The organism is Streptomyces sp. NPDC055955 (assembly GCF_042270245.1).
Taxonomy (GTDB): Bacteria; Actinomycetota; Actinomycetes; order Streptomycetales; family Streptomycetaceae; genus Streptomyces.
Genome location: NZ_JBHJYS010000012.1, coordinates 273,799 through 297,009, shown reverse-complemented (window position 1 = coordinate 297,009; position 23,211 = coordinate 273,799). Strand labels below are relative to the sequence as shown.

Sequence of the window (23,211 nt, the reverse complement as noted above, 5' to 3'; positions counted from 1 at the left end):
GGTTCATGAGACGAACAGCAACTGCCGCACGCAGATTCGCCGTCACCGCCGTCGCCGCGCTCCTGTGGACGGCCACCGCTCCCGGCGCCGCCCAGGCGAAGCCCGACCCCAAGGCTCCCCAGCAGTTCGTGGCGCTGCGGGACGTCGACCCGACGATCATCCAGGAGATCCGCTACATCACTGCGCACAACTTCGTCGGGGCGCCCGTCGACGGCTACGAGAAGCCGATGTGCATCCTCACCGAGCCTGCCGCGAAGGCGCTCCACAAGGCGCAGGCCGGGCTCCTGAAGCGGGGCTACTCACTGAAGGTGTACGACTGCTACCGGCCTCAGCGGGCGGTCGACCACTTCGTGCGGTGGGCCAAGGACCTCGACGACCAGCGGATGAAGGCGGAGTTCTATCCGCAGGTCGACAAGACGCGACTGTTCGCGGACGGTTACATCGCGGAGAAGTCCGGGCACAGCCGCGGCTCCACGCTCGATCTGACCGTTGTGAAGCTGCCTGCGCTGCCCACGCGCGCGTACGTGCCCGGTGAGCGGCTGGCACCCTGCTACGGGCCGAAGAAGGAGCGCTTCCCCGACAACTCGTTGGACATGGGCACGGGCTTCGACTGCTTCGACACGCTCGCTCACACCGACGACCCACGGATCAAGGGGGCGCAGCGCGCGAACCGTGACCTCCTGCGGGACGCCCTGGCCGCACAGGGGTTCGTGAACCTGCCCGAGGAGTGGTGGCACTTCACGTACAAGCCGGAGCTCTTCCCTGACACGTACTTCGACTTCCCCATCTCGCGGCGTTCCCTGAGCGGCCGGCCCATGGCACACTTCTGACGGTCCATCAGATCTGTTGGTGTTCTGGTGGCTTCGTCGGATCCAGCGCGGGAGGGGCCTTGTCGCGTACGCGCACACCTGTCGTGGCCGATTGGTTCACCGGGGAGGGAGAGGACTTCCGGCTGCTGGGCACGCGATGCTCGGCCTGTGCCTCGGTCTTCTTCCCCCGCGAGGACACCTTCTGCCGCAACCCCGGCTGCGCCGGAGGGGAGCTGCTCTCCGTGCCGCTCTCCCCGCGTGGCCGGGTCTGGTCGTACACGGACAGCCGGTACCGGCCTCCGGCACCGTACGTGTCCGATCCGGAACTTCCCTGGCAGCCCTACACGTTGATCGCTGTGGAGCTGGAGGCGGAGCGCCTGGTGGTGCTCGGACAGGCGGTTCCCGGAGTCTCCGTGGCCGACCTGGAGGTGGGCATGGAGGTGGAGGTCGTGCCCGGCGTGCTCGACGAGGACGGGGACACGACCTGGACGACGTGGCACTGGCGGCCGACGGGGGTGGCGGCATGACGGACGACGTGGCGGTGCTCGGCGCGGGCATGCACCCCTGGGGCAAGTGGGGTCGCGGCTTCGTCGAGTACGGGACGGTGGCGGCACGGGCGGCGCTCGCCGACGCGGGGGTCGACTGGCGCGACGTGGACTCCGTCGTGGGCGCGGACACCGTGCGGGGCGGGTACCCGGGCTATGTGGCGGGCGCGACGTTCGCGAAGGCGCTCGGCTGGCAGGGCGCGCGGGTCGCGAGCGTGTACGCGGCGTGCGCCTCGGGCGCCCAGGCGGTCGACGCGGCGCGTACGCAGATCCTCGCGGGGCTCGCGGACGTGGTGCTCGTGGTGGGTGCCGACGCCGCGCCCAAGGGGTTCTTCCGGCCCGCGGGCGGGGACCGGCACGACGATCCGGACTGGCTGCGGTTCCGCGTGCTCGGCGCGACCAACCCCGCGTACTTCGGTCTGTACGCGCGTCGGCGCATGGCCGTGCACGGGGACACGCTGGAGGACTTCGCGCAGGTCAAGGTGAAGAACGCGGCGGCGGGCGCGCTCAATCCGAACGCCCGGTACCGCAAGACGGTGACGGCCGAGGAGGTGGCCGCGTCGGCGGTCGTCGCCGATCCCCTGCGGCTCCTGGACATCTGCGCCACGTCCGACGGAGCTGCCGCCCTCGTGCTGTGCGGCATGGACTTCGCGCGCAAGCACGGAGTGCGCAACCCGGTGCGGATCCGCGCGGTGTCGACTGTCACGCCGACGTATCCGAACACCGTGCTCGACCTGCCGGACATCGCCACCGACTCGGCCGCGGTCGTCGAGCCGGACGGCGTCACCTTCCGCGCCTCGATCGCGCGGGCGGCGTACGAGGAGGCCGGGATCGGCCCGGAAGACCTCTCCCTCGCCGAGGTGTACGACCTGTCGACCGCTCTGGAGCTCCAGTGGTACGAGGATCTGGGGCTGTGCTGCGAGGGCGAGGCGGCGAAGCTCCTGAGGGAGGGTGCGACGGCACCCGGCGGACGCATACCCGTGAACGCCAGTGGCGGACTCGCGTCCTTCGGAGAGGCGGTCCCCGCGCAGGCCATCGCCCAGGTCTGCGAGCTGACGTGGCAGTTGCGCGGCACAGCGGGCGCCCGGCAGGTGGCGGACGCGCGCGTGGGGATCACGGCGAATCAGGGACTGTTCGGGCACGGCTCGTCCGTGGTCGCGGTGCGCTGACCGGCGCCCGCCGACGGATCCGTACGCTGCGTGTTCGGCCGAAAAGGGTGCGTGAACAGCGCGTGAACTGCGCCTGGGCACGCGCCGGGGGCGCCATCATGCTTCCGTGCCTTCCTGGACGGACGCTCTCCGTTTCGCCTTCCAGCCGGTCGTCAATCTGACGACCGGAGCCGTGGCGGCCCTGGAGATACTCGCCCGTCCGGAAGTCGGCGACGTGCTGGCGCAGGCCCGGCGCGACCCCGAACTCGACGGCCGTCTGGCCGCGTTGGCGGTGCGCTCCGCAGCTCAGCGAGAGACGCTGCTGCCGCTGCACGTCAATGTCTTCGCCGGGACGGTGGCGGATCTCGGGGGCCTCGCCGCGCTGCGGAACGCCGTCCGGGACGCGGGGCGGCTGCCCTGGGAAGTGACGGTCGACATCGGTCCCCCGTTCACCCACGTGCCGCACCGGGCGCTCCTGGAGGGGGTCACGGCCCTGCGCGACGAGGGCTTCCGGGTCTGCGCGGACGGCGTCGGTGACGGCGACCTTCCGCTGCGGCTCCTGGTCGACCTTGCGCCGGACCTCGTCAAGCTCGATCCCTCGCTGCTGTCGCGTCCCGCGTCGGTGCGTGCGATGCGGACGCTGTGCGAGGGGCTGGGCGCGCTGCTGGCCGTCGAGGGTGTGGAGACGGAGTTGCAGTGCGGCGCCGCGCGGGAGGCCGGAGCGCAGTTGGCACAAGGTGAGCTGTTCGCGCCGCCGTCTCGGCTGCCCGCGGCCGATGTGTACGTGCCGGCGCTCACTCCCCCAGTGACGGCGGCGCCGCCTTCGGGGCCACCCGTGCGCCAGTTCGTGCGACCCGCCGCTCTGCTGCCCGCTTCGGCCTCGGCGGGGCGGGTACGCGCGCTGCTCACCGGGTCGCCCGACGTGTCCGGCGTGCTCCTGGTGGACTCGGCGGGCGCACCGGTGCGTTCGGTGCAGCGGGACCGCTTCCTGTTGTCGCTCTCGGGCCGCTACGGGCATGCGCTCTACGCCGACCGGCCGGCCGCCCGCCATGGTGACCGGCCGCGCACGGTCGGCGTGGACGCCACCGCCTGGGAGGTCCTCGACGTACTCGCGGACGGCGAGCGCAGCCGTGCGGCGGACGATGTCGCGGTCGTCGACAGGCGGGGGCGGTGCGTGGGCATCGTGCGACTCGCCGATCTCGTGCGCGCACTGGCCGAGAGCCGGGTCGAGGAGGCGGCCGCGCTCAATCCGCTGACCCGGCTGCCCGGTTCGGACGCCATCACGGGTGAGGTGGACCGGCGGATCGCACAGGGGCGCGGGTTCGCCCTGAGCTGGCTGGACATCGACGGGTTCAAACAGGTCAACGACGGTGCGGGGTTCGCCGCGGGTGACGATCTGATCCGCGAGGTGGGCCGGTCCCTGGAACGGGCCGCGTCGGGCACGACCAGGGTGGGACACATCGGGGGCGACGACTTCCTGGTGCTTGCCGATCCGGACGGGCTCGATCCGCTGGCGTCCGCGGTGCTCGACGTGCCCTGGGCGGCGGGCGGGCGGCCCGTCACGCTGTCGCTCGCCACGGTGCTGTGCGCGGCGGGAAGCGTCGCCGACCACCGGCAGGCGGCGGCGTCGCTGGCGCCGCTCAAGCAGGCCGCCAAGGCGCTGCCGGGCGCGAGTTGGGTGATCGGCCGCTCGGACACTCCGGGGCACGAGGTACGGCGGGGTGTGCGTACGGGGGCGGCCCCGGCGTCCGGGGTGGCGTGGACGGGTACCGGGCCGCACGCGGAAGCGGAATCGGACCGCGCGGCCGCTGGATGACGCGGGCGCGGGCCGTGGCTGCGAGCCGCCGCCAACCGTTCCGGTCCGCGACCTTGACGCTCCATCACGGCCGGTGAACACTTCCGGGTGTCAGTCGGCATCGCCGCACGTCGTCCCACCGCCGCTGAGGACCCCAGCCTGTCCGTCGGGCTCCTCCTGTCGCGTTCGAGCAGGTCAGGGCCTTCCCATACCGGCGAATCACGTGATCCGACTGAACGGGAACGCCTGTCGCGGGCGTCGGGCGGGGCACGGGAGACCCTGCCGCCGGCCGTTGCAGCCACAGCCGTCCGGAACCAGCCATGGAAAACGCACCCTGCACTGAGGACCGGGGCGTATCGCTCCGGGCGAGGGCCTAGGAGCCGCCATGAGCAATGGAGACATCTTCGTCGGTGAGGTCATCGGGACCGCGATCCTGATTCTGTTCGGCGCCGGCGTGTGCGCCGCGGTCACGCTCAAGCATTCCAAGGCGAGAGCCTCGGGATGGGTCGTCATCGCCTTCGGGTGGGGCTTCGGCGTGCTGGCCGGGGCGTACACCGCCGCGCCGCTGTCCGGGGGCCAGCTCAACCCGGCGGTGACGATCGGCATCGCCGTGGACACCGGCAAGTGGGACAAGGTCTGGGTCTATCTGCTCGGCCAGATGGTCGGCGCGATGCTGGGCGCCGTGCTGGCCTATCTCGTCTATCTGGCCCAGTTCAACGCCAATGTCACGTCGGGGTCCGGCGAGAGCGAAGCGGACGGCGACGGGCCCACTCCGACGCTCGGGATCTTCTCCACGATCCCCGAGATCGACAACCCCGTGGCCAACCTGATCACCGAGATCATCGCGACGATCGCCCTCGTGCTGCCCATCCTCGCGTTCGGGCTCACCAAGGGGCTCGGGGAGTCCGGTACGACGGTGCTCGTCGTGGCCTTCCTGGTCGTCGGCATCGGCCTCTCGCTCGGCGGGCCCACCGGGTACGCCATCAACCCGGCGCGCGACCTCGGTCCGCGCATCGTGCACTCGTTCCTGCCGATCCCCAACAAGGGCACGTCCGGCTGGGGTTACGCCATCATCCCGGTGGCCGGGCCGCTGATCGGCGGCGCGCTGGCGGGGCTCATCTACAACATGGCGTTCTGACCGCGGCCGGGCCGCGCCACGCCGCTATCGCGTCCCCGCGCGCGGGGACCTCGGACGAAGACGAAGGGGACTCACATGCCCGACAACGATGTGAAGTACGTCGCCGCCATCGACCAGGGCACCACGTCGAGCCGCTGCATCATCTTCAACCACGGCGGGGAGATCGTCGCCGTCGACCAGCGCGAGCACCGGCAGATCTTCCCGAAGCCCGGCTGGGTGGAGCACGACGCCACCGAGATCTGGTCCAAGGTGCAGGCCGTGGTCGCCGGCGCACTGGCCAAGGCGGGGCTGCGCGCCGACGACCTGAGCGCGCTCGGCATCACCAACCAGCGTGAGACGACGGTTCTTTGGGACCGGGCCACGGGCCGGCCCGTGCACAACGCGATCGTCTGGCAGGACACGCGCACGTCGGCCCTGTGCAACGAACTGGGCGGCGCCGACGGGCAGGACCGCTTCCGCGAGCAGACCGGTCTGCCGCTCGCGAGCTACTTCTCCGGACCCAAGGCGGCCTGGCTGCTCGACAACGTGCCGGGTCTGCGCGCCCGCGCCGAGCGGGGCGAGATCGCGTTCGGCACCATCGACTCCTGGCTCATCTGGAACCTGACCGGCGGCACGGACGGCGGCGTGCACGTCACCGACGTCACCAACGCCGGTCGCACCATGCTGATGAACCTGGAGACGCTCCAGTGGGACCGGGGGATCCTGTCGGCGATGAACGTGCCGGAGGCGGTGCTTCCGGAGATCAGGTCGTCGGCCGAGGTCTACGGGACGGCCGTCGGCCAGCTCTCCGGGGTGCCGGTCGCGTCCGCGCTCGGCGACCAGCAGGCCGCGATCTTCGGGCAGGCCTGCTACGACACGGGGACGGCCAAGAACACGTACGGCACCGGCAGTTTCCTCCTGCTCAACACCGGGAACCGGCCCGTCCCCTCGAAGCACGGACTGCTCACCACGATGGGGTACAAGATCGGCTCCGAGGCGCCGGTGTACTGCCTCGAAGGGTCGATCGCGATCACCGGCGCCCTGGTGCAGTGGTTCCGCGACCAGCTCGGGATCATCCGCACGGCCGACGAGATCGAGCCGCTCGCGGCGAGTGTGAGTGACAACGGCGGCGCCTACATCGTGCCGGCGTTCTCGGGTCTGTTCGCGCCGTACTGGCGCTCGGACGCGCGCGGTGTCGTCACAGGGCTGACGCGATACGTCACCAAGGCCCATCTGGCGCGGGCCGTTCTGGAGGCGACGAGCTGGCAGACGCGCGAGGTCGTCGACGCGATGTACCAGGACTCCGGCGTGCAGATCACGACACTGAAGGTCGACGGCGGCATGACCAAGAACAATCTCCTGATGCAGCATCAGGCAGATGTCCTCGATGTGCCGGTGATCCGGCCGCGGGTGTCGGAGACGACCTGCCTGGGCGCCGCGTACGCGGCCGGGCTCGCGACAGGGGTGTGGAACGACCTGGACGAGCTCAAGGCGCACTGGCAGCGCGACGCGGAGTGGACACCCGCCATGGACGGCGCGACGCGTGAGCGCGAGTACCGCAACTGGCGCAAGGCCGTGGAGAAGAGCTTCGGCTGGCACGAGGACGAGGCGTGACGCTCGGCGCGCGTCTCTCGTGACGGGCGCATGGTCCTGGTGAGGGCCACGCGCGCGTGGACGACGGTCCGCACCCCGGTCGGCGAGGGTGCGGGCCGTTCCCGTGTCCTGCGTCGACGCCGGGGCGGCTCAGGTGGTGGCCGGCTGGCGGCGGTGCGCGCCCACGGCCATCGCGTGCTCGACGACGCCGATGAGGACCTCCTTGACGGTCTCCTTGTCGCGCGCGTCGCACAGCAGGACGGGTACGTCGGAGTCGAGGTCGAGGGCCTGTCGTACGTCGTCGGCCGGGTAACGGGCCGATCCCTCGAAGCAGTTGACGCCCACGACGAACGGTATGGAGCGCCGCTCGAAGTAGTCGACGGCGGCGAAGCAGTCCTCGAGGCGGCGGGTGTCGGCGAGGACGACGGCACCCAGAGCGCCGGTCGCCAGCTCGTCCCACAGGAACCAGAAACGGTCCTGCCCGGGGGTGCCGAACAGGTAGAGCACCAGGTCCTCGCGGAGCGTGATCCGGCCGAAGTCCATGGCGACCGTGGTGGTGTGCTTGCCCTCGACGCCCCGGGTGTCGTCGAGCGGCCGGCCCGCCTCGCTGAGCAGCTCCTCGGTGCGCAGGGGCTTGATCTCGCTGACCGCGCCGACGAGCGTCGTCTTGCCCACGCCGAATCCGCCGGCCACGAGGATCTTGAGCGTGACGGGCTCCACGGGGGGCTTGCCGCGCTCAGAACGCCCGAAGATCATGGGTGTCTTCTCCTGCCTCACTGCTGTCGCTGTGGTCGTTCCCGGCGGACGGCGGCGGACCGTATCCGCCGCCTCCGGGGGTTTCGATGACAAGTACGTCGCCGGGGAGCACGTCCGCCGAGTCGCTGCCGGCGAGGCGGTCGACCGTGCCGTCGGGGTGCTCCACGGAGTTGGCGCCCAGGGCCCCCGGCCCGCCGCCCGCCATGCCGTACGGCGGGACCCTTCGGTGCTGCGAGAGGGTGGACACGGTCATGGGTTCGAGGAAGCGGAGGCGGCGTACGGCGCCGTCGCCGCCGCGCCACCGCCCGGGGCCCCCGCTGCCTCGCCGCACGGCGAACTCCTCCAGCAGGACGGGCAGTCGCCACTCGAGGACCTCGGGGTCGGTGAGCCGCGAGTTGGTCATGTGGGTCTGCACGACGGGCGCTCCGTGGAAGCCGTCGCCGGCTCCGGAGCCCGAGGCCACGGTCTCGTAGTACTGGTGGCTCTCGTTACCGAAGGTCACGTTGTTCATCGTCCCGGAGCCCTCGGCCTGAACGCCCAGGGCCGCGTAGAGGGCGCCGGTGATGGCCTGGGAGGTCTCCACGTTGCCGGCGACGACGGCGGCGGGTGGCTGGGGGGCGAGGAACGAGCCGGGCGGGACGACGATGCGCAAGGGGCGCAGGCAGCCGTCGTTGAGGGGGATGTCGTCGTCCACGAGGGTCCGGAAGACGTACAGGACGGCCGCGTTGACGACGGCGAAGGGCGCGTTGAAGTTGGTGGCGAGCTGTGGTGACGTGCCGGTGAAGTCGACGGTCGCGCCGCGCTGTTCGCGGTCCACGGTGACCCGGACGCGGATCAGGGCGCCCGAGTCGGTCTCGTAGGCGAACTCGCCGTCCTGCAGGGCGTCGACGACGCGGCGCACCGCTTCCTCCGCGTTGTCCTGGACGTGCTTCATGTACGCCTGGACGACGTCGAGTCCGAAGTGGTCGATCATGCGGGCGACTTCGTCGACGCCCTTCTGGTTGGCGGCGATCTGGGCGCGCAGGTCGGCGAGATTGGTCCGCGGGTTGCGCGACGGATACGGGCCGCCGGTGAGCAGGTCCAGGGTCTCCGTCTCGCGGAAGCGGCCCCCTTCGACGAGCAGCCAGTTGTCGAAGAGGATGCCTTCCTCCTCGATGGTGCGGCTGCCCGCGGGCATGGAGCCGGGGGCGATGCCGCCGATCTCCGCGTGATGGCCGCGCGAGGCGACGTAGAACAGGATCCGCTCACCCTCCGTGTCGAAGACCGGGGTGATGACCGTGACATCGGGGAGGTGGGTGCCCCCGTGGTACGGGTCGTTGACGGCGTACGTGTCCCCCGGCCGCATGCGTGCGCCGCGGCGACGGATGACCTCCTTGACGCTGGTGCCCATGGATCCCAGGTGGACGGGGATGTGGGGGGCGTTGGCGACGAGGCTGCCGTCGGGGTCGAAGAGCGCGCACGAGAAGTCGAGGCGCTCCTTGATGTTGACCGACTGGGAGGTGGACTCCAGCCGGGCGCCCATCTGTTCGGCGATCGACATGAAGAGGTTGTTGAAGACTTCGAGGAGTACGGGGTCGGCTGCTGTGCCGATGTCGGAACTCTCCGTGACCGCCGCGCGTTCCATGATCAGGTGGCCGTCGTCCGTCATGGCCGCCCGCCAGCCGTCGTCCACGACCGTCGTGGAGCCGGACTCGGCGATGATCGCGGGTCCGGTGACGCTCTCGCCGGGCGGCAGTGCGTCGCGTCGGTGCAGGGGCACGTCGCGCCAGGTGCCGCCGGTGTGGAGGCGGACGGTTTCCGGGGCGGCGGGCGGGGCCGAGCGGGGTGCGAGGGCGGACAGATCGGGGGGTGCGGTGAGGCCGGTCGCTTCGACGGAGAGAGCTTCGACGACGAGAGGGCGGTCGAGGGTGAAGGAGTAGGTGGCGCGATGGCGTTCTTCGAAGGCGGCGCGCATCGTGTCCGGGTCCGTGAGTTCCACGGTGAGCGTGGTGTCGGTGCCGTCATAGCGCAGTTGGGCCCGGCGGGTGACGCGGACACGGTCCTCGGGCACGTCCTCGGCGAGGAGCTCCCCGCGGGCCGCGCCCTCCAGGTCGTCGGCGGTCTTGTGGACGTGCGGCATGGCGGACGGTTCGAGCGGAGCCTCGACGGACTGCTCGCGCATGGCGGTCGTGTCGGCGAGACCGATACCGAGGGCGGACAGGACTCCGGCCATGGGCGGTACGAGGACGGTGCGGATGCCGAGCGAGTCGGCGACCCGGCATGCGTGCTGGCCGCCCGCCCCGCCGAAGGTGGTGAGGGCGTAGCGGGTGACGTCGTGGCCCTTCTGGACGGAGATCCGCTTCACAGCGTTCGCGATGTTGGCGACGGCGATCTGCAGATAGCCCTCGGCGACCTGTTCCGCAGTGCGGTCGTCGCCGGTGCGGTCGCGGATCTCGCGGGCGAGCGCGGCGAAGCGGTCCTGTACGAGGGCGTGGTCCAGGGGCTGATCCCCGTCGGGGCCGAACACCGTGGGGAAATGGGCGGGTTGGATGCACCCGAGGGCCACGTTCGCGTCGGTGACGGTGAGCGGGCCGCCACCGCGGTAGCAGGCGGGTCCCGGGTCCGCGCCCGCGGAGTCGGGACCCACACGGTAGCGGCTGCCGTCGAAGTGGAGGACGGACCCGCCGCCGGCCGCGACGGTGTGGATGTCGAGCATGGGGGCGCGCAGGCGCACACCGGCGATCTGCGTGGTGAAGACGCGCTCGTACTCCCCTGCGTAGTGCGACACGTCCGTGGACGTGCCGCCCATGTCGAAGCCGATGACGCGGTCGAAGCCGGCGAGGCGGGAGACCCTGGCCATGCCGACGATGCCGCCGGCGGGTCCGGACAGGATGGCGTCCTTGCCGCGGAACTGTCCGGCCTCGGTGAGCCCGCCGTTGGACTGCATGAACATCAGTCGTACGCCCGCCAGTTGGTCCGCCACCTGTTGCACGTAGCGGCGAAGGACCGGCGACAGGTAGGCGTCGACGACCGTCGTGTCCCCGCGTGGGACGAGCTTCATCAGGGGGCTGACCTCGCTGGAGAGCGAGATCTGGGGGAAGCCGATCCGGGCGGCGAGGGCGCCGATCCGCCGCTCGTGGTCGGGGTACAGATGGCTGTGCATGCACACGACGGCCAGGGCCCTGATCCCCTCGTCGTACGCCTGGCGCAGCGACACTTCGAGTGCGTCCGTGTCGAGGGGGGTGAGGACGGCACCGTGGGCGTCGACGCGCTCGTCGGCTTCGACGACCCGTTCGTGGAGCAGTTCGGGCAGTTCGACGGCGCGCGCGAAGATGCGGGGCCTGTTCTGGTACGCGATGCGCAGGGCGTCGCGAAAGCCCCGGGTGACCACGAGGGCGGTGCGTTCGCCCTTGCGTTCCAGGAGGGCGTTGGTGGCGACGGTGGTGCCCATGCGGACGGAGTCGACGCGAGCGTGCCCCGACTCACCCTCGCCGTCGAGGAGTTCACCGATCGCGGCGACGGCGGGGTCGCGGTAGCGGGCGGGGTTGTCGGACAGGAGTTTGTGGGTGAGCAGGCGTCCGTCGGGGTGCCGCGCGACGACATCGGTGAACGTGCCGCCTCGGTCGATCCAGAACTGCCAGCCTGTCACGCGCGTCTCCGTTGTTCGCCCCGCTGCTCGCCTGGTCCCCACCCCCGTGTGTGGCCTCGGTGCACGCGTGGGTCAGAGTGCCCTGAGACCGTTGATCACGTCGCGCAGAATACTCTCGTCCGGGAGCTCGGCAGGGGGTACAGGCCGGGTCACATGGACCAGTTCCTCGTCGACGAGGTCGCCGATGAGGACGCGTACGACGCCGACCGGGAGGTCGAGTTCCGCGGCGAGTTCGGCCACCGACTGAGGGCTGTCGCGGCACAGCCGGACGATGTCCACGTGCTCCGGGGACAGCGTCTGATCGGCGGCGGGGTCGCCGGTGCGGTGTTCCGCGACGACGACCGCGATCAGGTCGAGACGGTGCTGGGCCGCACTGGTGGTGCGGCCGCGTGTCATGGCGTACGGGCGAACCACCGGTCCGGCGTCGTCGTCGAACCAGTGGTGCGTCTCCTGCGTCCCCTCCCCGTCAGGGCTCATACCGGCCCACTACCCGCCGGCGGAGAGATCGGTGCGCGGAGCGGTCCCCAGATGCACGCCGACCCGCTTGACCAGCAAGGTCATCTCGTACGCGACGAGACCGACGTCGGAGTCCGCGTCCGAAAGGACGGCGAGACAGCTGCCGTCGCCGGCGGCCGTGACGAAGAGGAAGGCGTCGTCCAGCTCCACGACGGTCTGGCGGACGCTGCCCGCCTCGAAGTGCCGGCCGACCCCCTTGGCCAGGCTGTGGAAGCCGGAGGCGACGGCGGCGAGGTGCTCGCTGTCCTCCCGGGTCAGGTCCTTGGAGACCCCGGTCGGGAGGCCGTCCCCGGACAGCACGAGCGCCTTGCGGATACTGGCGACGCGTTCCACCAGGTCGTCCAGGAGCCAGTTCAGCTCCCCGGAACCGCCGTTCGCGGTGGTGTGTGCGGCGGCCTTCGGTGCGGTCATCGACCGTCCCCCTCAGATGTCGTTCCCTGTGCTGTGCCGTCGGAGGCGTCGTCGTCTGCGGCGTTCTCCTCGCGGCCGCGGCGCCAGCCCCGCTGGAGCGAGGCCATCCTGTTGCGGACCTCGTCGGCGTCGCGCTCGGCGGGGCTGTCCGAGTGGTTGGGCCCCTCCCGGTCTGCGACGCGGTCGGCGCGCAGGTCGGGTCCTTCCTTGAGCTGCGGGGCGAGACTGGCCTGCCGCACACGACGGGGCAGACCACTCGGCAGGCTCGGCGCGGGGGTGTCGATGTCCGGCTCCGGCGCGGGGTCGGGCACCGGCTCCGGGCGCCGTGCGGGAGTCGTGTCCCCCGGCGCCTCGGTCCGGGCGCGCCTGCGCGGCAGGTCCGGCGTGGGCGCCGACGTGAGACGGCGCTCGCGGGGTCCCGCCGGGGCTTCGGGACGGTACGTGTCCCCGAGCGCGTCCGGTGTCGGGGCCGTGGGCTCGGGTGGGACACCGCCCGGGGTCTCGGGCTGCGCGTCAGTTCGTCGGTTGTCCGGTTCCGGCTCTCCGGGCCTCGTGTGGGTGACGGGCCTGCCGTGCGAGCTGACGAGCTTGGGCGCCCTGCGTCGTGGCAGCGGCACGGGCGCTTCGTCGGCGCCGGAGTCCACGGGTCCACCGGCGCGGTGGGTCGGCTCGGGCCGGTTCTCGAACTCGTCGCGCGTGTGCTGGTGCTGCTCCCCGGGGAGCCCGGCGGGGCGGCGACGCGGCCGGAAGAGCCCGCCACGTTCGCTGTCCTCGTCGTCGAGAGCGCCGGGGAAGGGCGCCAGGTCCGACGACGCCAGAGGTGCCTCCAGCTCCACGGGCCCGTCCAGGACAGAGGCGGGAAGGCCCGGGAGCGGGCTGCCCGCCGTGGAGAGCTTCGGGGACCGCGCGCCGGGGCCCTCGCCGCGCCGGGGGCTGTGCGGACGGTCGAGACGGAAGCCGGCGCCCTCGGTGTCGGGGGCGTCGGTGAGCAGGGTGTCCGGGATGAAGACGACCGCGGTGGTGCCGCCGTACGGGGACGGCTGGAGCGAGATGCGGACGTTCTGGCGCTGGGCGAGCCGGCTGACCACGAAGAGGCCGAGGCGGTCGGTGTCGGAGAGTTCGAACTCGGGCGTCTCGGCCAGCCGCAGATTGGCGTCGAGGAGCGCGTCGGCCGCCATGCCGAGGCCCCGGTCGTGGATCTCCAGGGTGAAGCCGTTCGCGACGCGCTCGCCGATGACGTGCACGGCGGTGTGCGGCGGCGAGAACACCGTGGCGTTCTCCAGGAGTTCGGCCACGAGGTGGGTGAGGTCGGCGACGGCGGGGCCGGTGACCGCGATGCGCGGCAGGCGCCGGACCTCGATGCGCTCGTAGTCCTCCACCTCGGCGACGGAGGCCCGGACGATGTCCATGAGCTGGACGGGCCTGCGCCACTGCCGGGAGGGGGCTGCCCCGGAGAGGATCACCAGGCCCTCCGCGTGGCGCCGCATGCGCGTGGTCAGGTGGTCGAGGCGGAACAGGTCGGCGAGTTCGTCGGTGTCCTCGGTCCTGCGTTCCATCGCGTCGAGCAGGGTGAGCTGCTTGTGGAGGAGCACCTGGCTGCGCCGGGCGAGGTTGACGAAGACCTCGGAGACACCGTGGCGCAGTTCGGCCTGTTTCACGGCCGCCTCGACGGCGGAGCGCTGAAGGGTGTTGAGCGCCTGACCGACCTGCCCGATCTCGTTCTTGTCGTACTCCAGGCGGGGGGCCTCGGTCTCCACATCGACGCGTTCACCGGCCGCGAGGCGGCGCATCACGCTGGGCAGCCGGACACCGGACGCCTCGTGGGCCTCCAGGCGCAGCTGCCGGAGGTCGCGGACCAGGCCGCGGCCGATGCGTACGGACAGGAACAGCGAGAGCAGCACGGCGAGCAGGCCGAGCACACCGGCGGCTCCGGCCTGCAGGAAGACATCGATCGCGACGGGGCGTGCCCGGTCCTGGTAGCGCTCGGTTGCGGCGGTGTCGCGCTTGACCAACTCGTCGAGCACCTGGCCCGAAGCGTCGTTCCAGGCGCGCGCGGTGACGCCTCTGGGGGTGCCGGGCGCGGAGTCGGCGAGCGTGTTCTCCGCCGTGCGCAGAGCCGCCGTGTCGGCGCTCCTCCAGTAGCGCTCGAACTCCGCGCGGTCGTCGTCGGGGAGCAGCGCGAGGCTGGTGTCGTACAGGATGCCGCGCTGGGCGACGAGGTCGGAGACCTGGCGCAGTTCCTTGTGCGTGATCCTGCGGGCGACGAGCGCCGATCCGACCAACGCGTCCTCGCGGGACAGCAGTTCACGCGCGCGCAGCACGCCGATGACGGCGCGGCCCTGGCGGTCCATCGTCGAGTTGTCGAAGGAGCTGAGCGTGAGCAGGAAGTCGTACGTCGGGTCGATGAGGCGGTTGTAGAAGTCGAGGGCCTGCTCGCGGGTGACGGTTCCTTCGTCGACGTTGCGGCGCAGGGACTCGATGCCGTCGAATCCCTCGACGACGGTGGCGATACGACGCCGCGAGTCGTCGCTCATGTCGTCGCTGATCCCGGAGTTCTCGGCCTTCGCCTTGATCTGGGCCATCGCCTCGTCGGAGGCGCTGCGGCGGCTGCGCAGCTTGGAGAGGGCGTCGGAGGCCCGGGGGTCGGCCAGATAGACAAGGGTCTGGCGGCGCTCTTCCTGAAGGGTCCGGCCGGCGCCGGCGATCGGGTAGCCGATCTCGTCCGCGACCCTCCCCGACGACAGCAACTGCGTCGCGGCGCGGCCCGTGATCACCGTGGAGAAAGCCCAGATGGCGGTCAGGGATACCAGCGGCACCAGGAGCAACGCCACGATCTTCCGGCGGATGGACTTCCCGCGAAAGCGCATGGCCTCCCCCAGATCGACCCCTGCGGTCAGGGGTACACATGTGCGGCAACAAACGGCGCGAGCCTACTACTGACGCACGAGCAACTCGAAGGGCTGTCCGGATGCTGTTCGGTGGCAGGTGGAGTGGGACGTCAGCATGTGTCCGGGCATTGCGGGAGATTGCATCCCGCAAAGCGGCGCTCACAATCCGGCACCATCCGACCTGACACGGGCGGCAGTTGGCCGGAATCGATCGATCTTCGGCGAGCGGAAGTGAACGCCGCGATCCGGGGGAATCTTTCGTCGCTGCCATACGTCCTTCCTCACGGGGCATGCGTGATGAGGCCCGCACGAGGTGAGCGGACAGCGTAAAGCGGCGCAATCCGGGCAGCCATCGAAGAGCCACGGTGCGGGAGCACTCAGGGCGGCGGGCTGTGACGGCGGTGGGGAGTGACGAACTGATGGGCACGGCAGAGCAGCGCGGGGAATTGTGGGTCGAGGAGCCGGTCGGCCGGCGCCGGATGCCTGATCCGGTGCGGACGGCGGCGGTACGGGCGGTGCTCATCGTCGCGCTGACCCTGATGCAGGCGGTGATCGCGTTCCTGTGCACCTTCGCCGACTCGTGGCTGGCGTTCCCGATGGTGCTGAGCAGCGTGGGGAGCACGGTCGCGGCGACCTGGGGCGTGCTGGACGTCTGGGTGACCCGACAGGTGTGGAACCAGCGCAACGGCGTGGTGTCCGCACCCAACAGCACGGCACGGCGGCTGCGCAGGGAGCGCCGTCAGGTCCGTCGGCAGGCCCGCCGCCAGGCACGCGCGCAAGGCCGTCCGGCCCCGGAACGCATACGGAGGCGTGGCAGGGCCGGACAGTTGACGCATACGTAGGTGCGCGCAGGGACAGTTGACGCATACGCAGGTGCGTGCAGATGGCGCCTCAGTGGTCAGGTGCGCCCGCATGTGCCGGTACGCGACCGCGTAGGTAGGTGGGCGTGGGATCGGTGGCGGTTGGGTACCGCCGGGGCGGGTGTCGGCTGTCCCAGTGCGCCCAAGGCGCGAGCCACCGTCACAGCGCCACCGGCTCCGCGACGTTCGGCACGACCGGTCGCGCCTCGCCGCGCGCCAGTTCCCGGCGCACGCGTGTGAACGGTCGCGGCCGGTCCACCGCGAGCACAGCCGTGGTCTCGCCCCCACGCTCGTAGAGCGCGAGGAAACTTCCTTCCTCCACGGCGCCTTCGACGACGCGGACCAGGTCCCCGTCCTTCCTGCGCCCGGCGAACTGGATGCGCGAGCCGTACTGGTCCGACCAGAAGTACGGCAGCGGCCGCACGGCCTCGACGGCGCGACCCGCCAGCAGATTGCGTACGGCGACCCGCGGCTGGGCCGTGGCACTCGTCCAGTGCTCGGCGCGCGCCCCGCCCACGCGGGCCACATCGCCCACCGCCACGACCTGGGGCAGCGCCGTGACACAGCCGTCGTCGCAGAGCACGCCGTCGTGCAGCGCGAGCGTCGAACCGGCGAGCCAGGCCGTGTTGGGCACGGCACCGATGCCGACGACGACCACGTCGGCGGGCAGCACGCGCCCGTCGGCCAGCTCCACGCCGTGGACAGCGGTGTCGCCGTGCAGTGCCGCGACCCCGACGCCCGTGATCAGTTCCACCCCGCCGCGCGTGTGGAGCCCCGCGCACACCGCGGCCATCTCCGGGCCGAGCTGGGGCAGGAGCGGCAGCGGCGCCGCCTCCACGACGGTGACGCAGTGGCCGAGCGCCGCGCAGGAAGACGCCGTCTCGGCGCCGATGAACCCACCGCCGATCACGACCACGCGCCGTGGCCCGAGCAGCAGTTCGGCGCGCAGGGAGCGCGCGTCGTTCAGGGTCCTGAGCGTGTGCACGCCGGTGAGGGCGGGGCCGGGCAGCCGGCGGGCGCTCGCCCCGGTGGCGATGACGACCCCGTCCGTGGACACCGTGCGGCCGTCCTCCAGGAGGACGGTGCGACCGCGCGCGTCGAGCCCACGCGCCCGCACACCGAACATCCACTCGGCGCCCAGCTCCAGCGTCTCGTCGACGTCGGACAGGGCGAGCTGGTCCTCGCCGGCCTTCCCGAGGAGGAAGTCCTTGGACAGCGGCGGGCGGTCGTACGGACGGTGCGGCTCCTCGCCCACGATGACGAGCCGCCCGTCGAAGCCCTGGGCCCGCAGCTCACGGGCTGCGTACAGCCCGGCGAGCGAGGCGCCCACCACGGTCACGGTCCTCATGCCGGATCCCGTCCTCATTCCGTTGACAGTGCTCATGCGGCGGAACCTTCCTCGGCGGCGGGGTGGACGTGGACCACGCCGTCGTCGACGGTCACCCGGTGGGTGCGTACGGGGCGGCGGGCGGGCAGGCAGGTCGGCCGCCCGGTGCGGAGATCGAATGAAGCCTCGTGGAGCGGGCATTCGACCAGACAGCCCTCCAGCCAGCCCTCCGACAGAGAGGCGTCCTGGTGGGTGCAGGTGTCGTCGATGGCGTACAGCTCACCGTCAGCATGGAAGACGGCGATGGGCGGTGCTGTGTCGATGCGGACGGATCCGCCCTCGGGGAGGTCTTCAAGGCGGCAGACGGGTATCACGGGCCCCCCTCTTGGTCCAGGGCTGTCTGACTCAGGACTGTTCGGTAACATGGCGTTCCGCATGGCGCACGAGGGAGCGCTATGCGCAACAGAATCCGGTCGAGGTGCCCGCCGCGTCAAGGGCTTCTCGAAGATGCGACCCGCCAAGGGGTCGCAAGGTGGTGAGAGTTGAGTGATGACCCGCAAGGAATCGCACGCTGAACCAGGCACGACGGCACCGGAGAAGACCCCGAAGGGCGCGGCCGCCTCCGTCCAGTCCGTGGACCGCGCGGTGAGCGTCCTCGAGATCCTCGCCCGGCACGGCGAGGCGGGCGTCACCGAGATCGCCGACGAGCTGGACGTGCACAAGTCCACCGCCTTCCGACTGCTCGGCGTACTGGAGAACCGGGGCCTGGTCGGACAGGCCAAGGACCGCGGCAAGTACTACCTGGGGGCCGGCGTACTGCACCTCGCGGGGGCGGCGGCAGTGCGCCTGGACATCTCCCAGGAGGGCGTGCCCGTCTGCCGCGAACTGGCCGACGAGCTGGGCGAGACGGTCAACATCGCGATCCTCGACGACGATGTCGCCGTCAACATCATGCAGGCGCGCGGCTCCGCCTCCGTCACGGCGCAGAACTGGCTGGGCAGACGCACCCCCCTGCACGCCACGTCGAGCGGCAAGGTGCTGCTCGCCCATCTGCCGTCCGCGCTGCGCGAGGGCCTGCTCGCCCGCCCGCTGGCACGTTTCACCCCGCACACGGCGACCGGGTCGGCGTCGCTGCGGGCCGAGCTGGAGGCCGTGCTCGAGCAGGGGTACGCCGTCGCCGTGGAGGAGCTGGAGGTCGGCCTCGCCGCCGTCGCGGCCCCCGTGTTCGCCCACGACGGAAAGGTCATCGGCGCGATCAGCGCGTCGGGTCCCGTGTACCGGCTGACCGAGGAACATCTCCCCGAGCTGGCCAAACGTACCGTCGCGGCCTCGGCCGAACTGTCACGCCGGATGGGATACGGCTTCTAGCAGGACGTTCCGCAGCGCGGTTACTGAACGCGGGGTCAGGGAAACCTGGCCCCGCGTTCTTCGTGTGTCGACGACGTTTCGGCCTGACCGATCGTTTTGCCAAGCATTAACTCCCACCCCTTGACGGAGCCTTGATGGCGTTTCCAAGATGTTCCTCATCGCGCAACAGGTCGTGCATTGCGCAACAGCAGAGGAGTTTGGTCGTGCCACATGAGGTCCGCGCCGTCGTCGCTGTGAAGAAGGGCGCACCCGTCGAGGTGCAGACGATCGTCGTGCCCGATCCCGGCCCGGGCGAGGTTCTGGTCAAGGTGCAGGCGTGCGGGGTCTGCCACACGGATCTGCACTACCGGGAGGGCGCCATCAACGACGACTTCCCGTTCCTGCTCGGCCACGAGGCGGCCGGCACCGTCGAGTCCGTCGGCGACGGGGTCACCGACCTCACCCCCGGCGACTACGTGGTGCTCGCCTGGCGCGCCCCCTGCGGCAACTGCCGTTCCTGCCGCCGCGGCCGCCCCTGGTACTGCTTCGACTCGCGCAACGCGACGCAGCCCATGACACTGCTCGACGGAACGCCGCTGAACCCCGCGCTCGGCATCGGCGCGTTCGCCGAGAAGACCCTGGTCGCGGCAGGGCAGGCGATCAAGGTCGACCCTGCGGCGCGCCCCGAGGCCGCGGGCCTGATCGGCTGCGGCGTGATGGCCGGCTACGGCGCGGCCGTGAACACGGGCAACGTCCAGCGCGGCGACACCGTCGCCGTGATCGGCTGCGGTGGCGTCGGCAACGCGGCCATCGCGGGCGCCTGTCTCAACGGCGCGCGCCGCGTCATCGCCGTCGACATCGACGACAAGAAGCTCGATCAGGCCGAGAGGTTCGGCGCCACGCACACGGTCAACTCCCGCGGCACGGAAGCGATCGAGGCGGTGCGCGCGCTCACCGACGGGTTCGGCGTCGACATCGCCATCGACGCGGTCGGCCGACCCGAGACGTACAAGCAGGCGTTCTACATGCGCGACCACGCGGGCGTGCTGGTCCAGGTCGGCGTGCCCGACCCCGAGATGACCCTGGACATTCCGCTCATCGACCTGTTCTCGCGCGGCGGCGCCCTCAAGTCCTCCTGGTACGGGGACTGCCTGCCGAGCCGCGACTTCCCGGTCCTCATCGACCAGTACCTCTACGGGCTGCTCGACCTGAACGGGTTCGTGACCGAGACGATCGCCCTCGACCAGGTGGAGGAGGCGTTCGCCAAGATGCACCGCGGTGACGTGCTGCGCTCGGTGGTGGTCCTGTGAGCCCTGCGGCCCGCGCCGAACGCGTCGTCACCTCCGGCACGTTCAGCCTGGACGGCGAGACGTTCGACGTCGACAACAACGTGTGGCTGATCGGCGACGACGAGGAGGTCCTGATCGTCGACGCGGCGCACGACGCGGAACCGATCACTGCCGCCGTCGCCGGGCGGCGCGTCACCGCGATCGTCTGCACCCACGGGCACGACGACCACATCGGCGCCGCGGCCGATCTCGCCGAGGCGACCGGCGCCCCCGTCCTCCTGCATCCCGCCGAGCGCGAGCTGTGGAAGGCGGTCCACCCGGGCCGCGAGCCGGACGCGGAGCTCACCGACGGGATGCTCCTGACCGTCGCCGGGGTCGACGTCCAGGTCCTGCACACCCCCGGTCACTCATGGGGCAGTTGCAGCCTCTACGTGCCGTTCCTCGACGCCGTGTTCACCGGCGACACCCTTTTCCACGGCGGCCCGGGCGCCACCGGCCGCTCGTACTCCGACGCCCCGACGATCACGGCGTCCATCCGCGGCCGACTTCTCACCCTGCCGGGTGGCACGGTTGTCCACACCGGCCACGGCCAGGACACGACCATTGCCGCGGAGCGCGCCAACCTACCTGCCGCATAAGGCCATTTCATCCCCACCAGCATGAGGAGGGGCATGTCCAGCACGCCCGAAAAGCCCGGAACATCCAGCCCTCGCGTCATCGTCGTCGGCGCCGGAATCGTCGGCTGCTCCCTCGCCGACGAACTCACGGCCCGCGGCTGGACCGACGTCACCGTCCTCGAACAGGGCCCGCTGCCGGCCCCCGGCGGCTCCACCTCCCACGCGCCGGGGCTGGTCTTCCAGACGGGTCCGTCCAAGACCCTCACGGAGTTCGCCCGGTACACGGTGGAGAAGTTCAACACCCTTGAGGTGGACGGACTTTCCTGCTTCAACCCGGTGGGCGGCCTGGAGCTGGCGACCACCCCCGAACGCTGGGCCGACCTGCACCGCAAGGCTGGTTACGCCGCCTCCTGGGGCGTGCGCGGGGAGCTCGTCAGCGCCGCCCGGTGCAAGGAACTGTGGCCTCTCATCGACGAGTCGGCCGTACTCGGCGGCTTCCACACCCCCGACGACGGCCTGGCCCGTGCCCTGCTCGCCTCCCGCGCCCAGATGGAACGCGCCCGCGAGCGAGGCGCCACGTTCCTCGACCGGCACACGGTCACCGGCATCGAGCAGGAGGGCGGCCGGGTCACGGCGGTGGTCACCGACCGCGGCCGCTTCCCCGCCGACCATGTCGTCTCCGCCGCCGGATTCTGGGGCCCGGTGATCGGCCGCATGGCGGGCGTGGACGTCCCGCTCCTGCCCCTCGCGCACCAGTACGCGAAGACCCGGCCCATGGCGGAGCTCGACGGTGCCAACGACCCCCGCACGGAAGCCTCGAAGCCGATCCTTCGCTTCCAGGACCGTGATCTGTACTTCCGGGAGCACACCGACCGCATCGGCATCGGCAGCTACGCCCACAAGCCGCTGCCCGTCGACCCGTTCAAAGTCCTCGACTACGACGAGGCGCGGGCGAGCGAACTGGACATGCCCTCGTCGCTGCCCTTCACCGAGGAGGACTGGGCGCCCAGCTGGCAGGACTGCCGGTGGCTGATCCCCGCGCTGCGCGGGACGGAGATCGAGGAGGGCTTCAACGGCGTCTTCTGCTTCACGCCCGACGGGATGCCGGTCCTCGGCGAGACCCGTGCGCTGCGCGGATTCTGGCTGGCCGAGGCGGTGTGGGTGACGCATTCGGCGGGCGTCGCCAAGGCGGTCGCCGAGTGGATGGTCGACGGGCGGCCCTCCGTCGACGTGCACGAGTGCGACCTGACCCGCTTCGAGGACGCCCAACGCTCCCCCGCCTATGTGCACGACCGCGGGGCGCAGCAGTTCGTCGAGGTCTACGACGTCCTGCACCCGCTCCAGCCGGCGCAGCATCCGCGCCCGCTGCGAGTGAGCCCCTTCCACGCCCGCCAGGAGCAGCTCGGCGCGTACTTCCTGGAGGGCGGCGGCTGGGAGCGTCCCCACTGGTACGAGGCGAACGCGGACCTGCCCACCGGTGACCTGCCCGAGCGCGACGCCTGGTCGGCCCGCTACTGGTCGCCCATCGCGGCCGCCGAGGCAAAGGCCACCCGCGAGAAGGTCGCCCTCTACGACATGACGCCGCTGCGCCGCCTGGAGGTCACGGGTCCGGGCGCCCTCGACTTCCTCCAGCGCATGACGTCGAACAACCTCGCGAAGAAGCCGGGCGCGGTCACCTACACGCTCCTCCTGAACGAGGCGGGAGGCATCCGGTCCGACCTGACCGTCGCCCGTCTCGCGCCGGACCTGTTCCAGATCGGCGCGAACTCCCCCGCCGACCTGGACTGGCTCACCCGCCACGCGCCCGGTGACGTGCGGATCCGGGACATCACCTCCGGGACCTGCTGCATCGGCGTCTGGGGCCCGCTGGCCCGCGACCTCGTCCAGCCGCTGACCCGCGACGACTTCTCGCACGAGGGCTTCGGCTACTTCCGCGCCCAGCGGACCCACCTCGGCCACGTGCCCGTCACCGCGATGCGCCTGTCGTACGTCGGTGAGCTGGGCTGGGAGCTGTACACCACCGCCGACCTGGGGCTGCGCCTGTGGGACACGCTGTGGGAGGCGGGGCGGGAGCTCGGCGTGATCGCGGCCGGGCGCTCGGCCTTCAACAGCCTTCGCCTGGAGAAGGGGTACCGCTCCTGGGGCCACGACATGACCGAGGAGCACGACCCGTACGAGGCGGGCGTCGGGTTCGCCGTACGCATGGACCGCGGTGACTTCGTCGGCAGGGCCGCACTGGAGCGCAAGGGCGAACAACCGGCCCGCAGGCTCACACCGCTCCTGCTCGACGACCCCGCGGCCGTCGTCCTCGGCAAGGAGCCCGTGCACGTCGAAGGAGTCCCGGCCGGCTACGTCACCAGCGCGTCGTACGGCTACACGCTGGGCCGCTGTGTCGCGTACGCCTGGCTGCCACCGCTCGCCGCCGGTACCGGCGTCCACATCGAGTACTTCGGCGAGAAGATCCCCGCGACCGTCGCCGACGAGCCCTTGTTCGACCCGAAGATGACCCGCATCCGCCGCTGACCGCACGGAGGTTCGGACGTGTCACCCACCTACGACGTGATC

18 protein-coding genes are annotated in these 23,211 nt (G+C 71.3%); 11 read left to right on the top strand and 7 right to left on the bottom strand.

What is annotated here, in order from left to right; translation table 11 throughout:
* The first annotated feature begins 5 nt into the window (after positions 1-5).
* From ACFC96_RS25085 to glpK, 6 genes are all read left to right on the top strand, one after another.
* On the top strand, positions 6-830 hold the full coding sequence (locus ACFC96_RS25085) for a M15 family metallopeptidase (protein WP_376614174.1): 825 nt from the start codon (positions 6-8) through the stop codon (positions 828-830).
* A 59-nt stretch (positions 831-889) separates the two neighbouring features.
* Positions 890-1,336: a zinc ribbon domain-containing protein gene (locus ACFC96_RS25080; protein ID WP_340460824.1), complete on the top strand. Its 447-nt coding sequence runs from the start codon at positions 890-892 to the stop codon at positions 1,334-1,336.
* Entirely contained in the window at positions 1,333-2,523 is a 1,191-nt protein-coding gene (locus ACFC96_RS25075; protein WP_376614172.1) for a lipid-transfer protein, read from the top strand. Before ACFC96_RS25080 ends, ACFC96_RS25075 begins: the two co-directional genes overlap by 4 nt.
* A 106-nt stretch (positions 2,524-2,629) precedes the next feature.
* On the top strand, positions 2,630-4,318 hold the full coding sequence (locus tag ACFC96_RS25070; RefSeq protein WP_376614170.1) for an EAL domain-containing protein: 1,689 nt from the start codon (positions 2,630-2,632) through the stop codon (positions 4,316-4,318).
* Positions 4,319-4,682: 364 nt separating this feature from the next.
* Positions 4,683-5,435 carry an MIP/aquaporin family protein gene (locus ACFC96_RS25065; RefSeq protein WP_376257574.1) on the top strand — a complete coding sequence of 251 codons (753 nt, stop codon included), beginning with the start codon at positions 4,683-4,685 and terminating at the stop codon, positions 5,433-5,435.
* A gap of 75 nt (positions 5,436-5,510) precedes the next feature.
* Positions 5,511-7,028, top strand: coding sequence for a glycerol kinase GlpK (gene glpK, locus ACFC96_RS25060; RefSeq protein ID WP_376257572.1), 1,518 nt, complete (start codon positions 5,511-5,513; stop codon positions 7,026-7,028).
* 129 nt (positions 7,029-7,157) lie between these two features.
* Here glpK and ACFC96_RS25055 read toward each other — a convergent pair whose 3' ends face one another.
* The 5 genes from ACFC96_RS25055 to ACFC96_RS25035 form a co-directional block, all read right to left on the bottom strand.
* Complete coding sequence (locus tag ACFC96_RS25055; protein WP_340461180.1) at positions 7,158-7,763, bottom strand: ATP/GTP-binding protein; 606 nt, start codon at positions 7,761-7,763, stop codon at positions 7,158-7,160.
* Positions 7,744-11,391 (bottom strand): hydantoinase B/oxoprolinase family protein, encoded by a 3,648-nt coding sequence (locus ACFC96_RS25050; protein ID WP_376614168.1) that lies wholly within the window; start codon positions 11,389-11,391, stop codon positions 7,744-7,746. The genes ACFC96_RS25055 and ACFC96_RS25050 overlap by 20 nt, the downstream gene beginning before the upstream one ends.
* 72 nt (positions 11,392-11,463) lie before the next feature.
* Positions 11,464-11,868, bottom strand: a complete 405-nt coding sequence (locus tag ACFC96_RS25045; protein WP_340459213.1) for a DUF742 domain-containing protein — start codon at positions 11,866-11,868, stop codon at positions 11,464-11,466.
* A gap of 9 nt (positions 11,869-11,877) precedes the next feature.
* On the bottom strand, positions 11,878-12,318 hold the full coding sequence (locus ACFC96_RS25040; protein WP_100597501.1) for a roadblock/LC7 domain-containing protein: 441 nt from the start codon (positions 12,316-12,318) through the stop codon (positions 11,878-11,880).
* Positions 12,315-15,185 carry a nitrate- and nitrite sensing domain-containing protein gene (locus ACFC96_RS25035; protein WP_376614167.1) on the bottom strand — a complete coding sequence of 957 codons (2,871 nt, stop codon included), beginning with the start codon at positions 15,183-15,185 and terminating at the stop codon, positions 12,315-12,317. The genes ACFC96_RS25040 and ACFC96_RS25035 overlap by 4 nt, the downstream gene beginning before the upstream one ends.
* Before the next feature lie 413 nt (positions 15,186-15,598).
* Here ACFC96_RS25035 and ACFC96_RS25030 point away from each other — a divergent pair, with 413 nt between their 5' ends.
* The gene (locus ACFC96_RS25030; protein WP_376257566.1) at positions 15,599-16,048 is read left to right on the top strand and encodes a hypothetical protein; all 450 of its coding nucleotides are present in this window, start codon (positions 15,599-15,601) and stop codon (positions 16,046-16,048) included.
* A gap of 178 nt (positions 16,049-16,226) precedes the next feature.
* Here ACFC96_RS25030 and ACFC96_RS25025 read toward each other — a convergent pair whose 3' ends face one another.
* Positions 16,227-17,414: an NAD(P)/FAD-dependent oxidoreductase gene (locus tag ACFC96_RS25025; RefSeq protein WP_376614193.1), complete on the bottom strand. Its 1,188-nt coding sequence runs from the start codon at positions 17,412-17,414 to the stop codon at positions 16,227-16,229.
* A gap of 32 nt (positions 17,415-17,446) precedes the next feature.
* Positions 17,447-17,767, bottom strand: a complete 321-nt coding sequence (locus ACFC96_RS25020) for a bifunctional 3-phenylpropionate/cinnamic acid dioxygenase ferredoxin subunit (RefSeq protein WP_340460090.1) — start codon at positions 17,765-17,767, stop codon at positions 17,447-17,449.
* A gap of 175 nt (positions 17,768-17,942) precedes the next feature.
* On the opposite strand from ACFC96_RS25020, the gene ACFC96_RS25015 reads away from it, so the two are divergent.
* The 4 genes from ACFC96_RS25015 to ACFC96_RS25000 all read left to right on the top strand — a co-directional run bounded on the left by ACFC96_RS25015 (position 17,943) and on the right by ACFC96_RS25000 (position 23,169).
* Positions 17,943-18,761: an IclR family transcriptional regulator gene (locus ACFC96_RS25015; RefSeq protein ID WP_340460091.1), complete on the top strand. Its 819-nt coding sequence runs from the start codon at positions 17,943-17,945 to the stop codon at positions 18,759-18,761.
* A 203-nt stretch (positions 18,762-18,964) separates the two neighbouring features.
* Entirely contained in the window at positions 18,965-20,050 is a 1,086-nt protein-coding gene (locus ACFC96_RS25010) for an S-(hydroxymethyl)mycothiol dehydrogenase (RefSeq protein WP_376614166.1), read from the top strand.
* Positions 20,047-20,667: an MBL fold metallo-hydrolase gene (locus tag ACFC96_RS25005; RefSeq protein WP_376614165.1), complete on the top strand. Its 621-nt coding sequence runs from the start codon at positions 20,047-20,049 to the stop codon at positions 20,665-20,667. Before ACFC96_RS25010 ends, ACFC96_RS25005 begins: the two co-directional genes overlap by 4 nt.
* Before the next feature lie 33 nt (positions 20,668-20,700).
* Positions 20,701-23,169, top strand: a complete 2,469-nt coding sequence (locus ACFC96_RS25000; protein WP_376614163.1) for an FAD-dependent oxidoreductase — start codon at positions 20,701-20,703, stop codon at positions 23,167-23,169.
* Positions 23,170-23,211 lie beyond the last annotated feature (42 nt).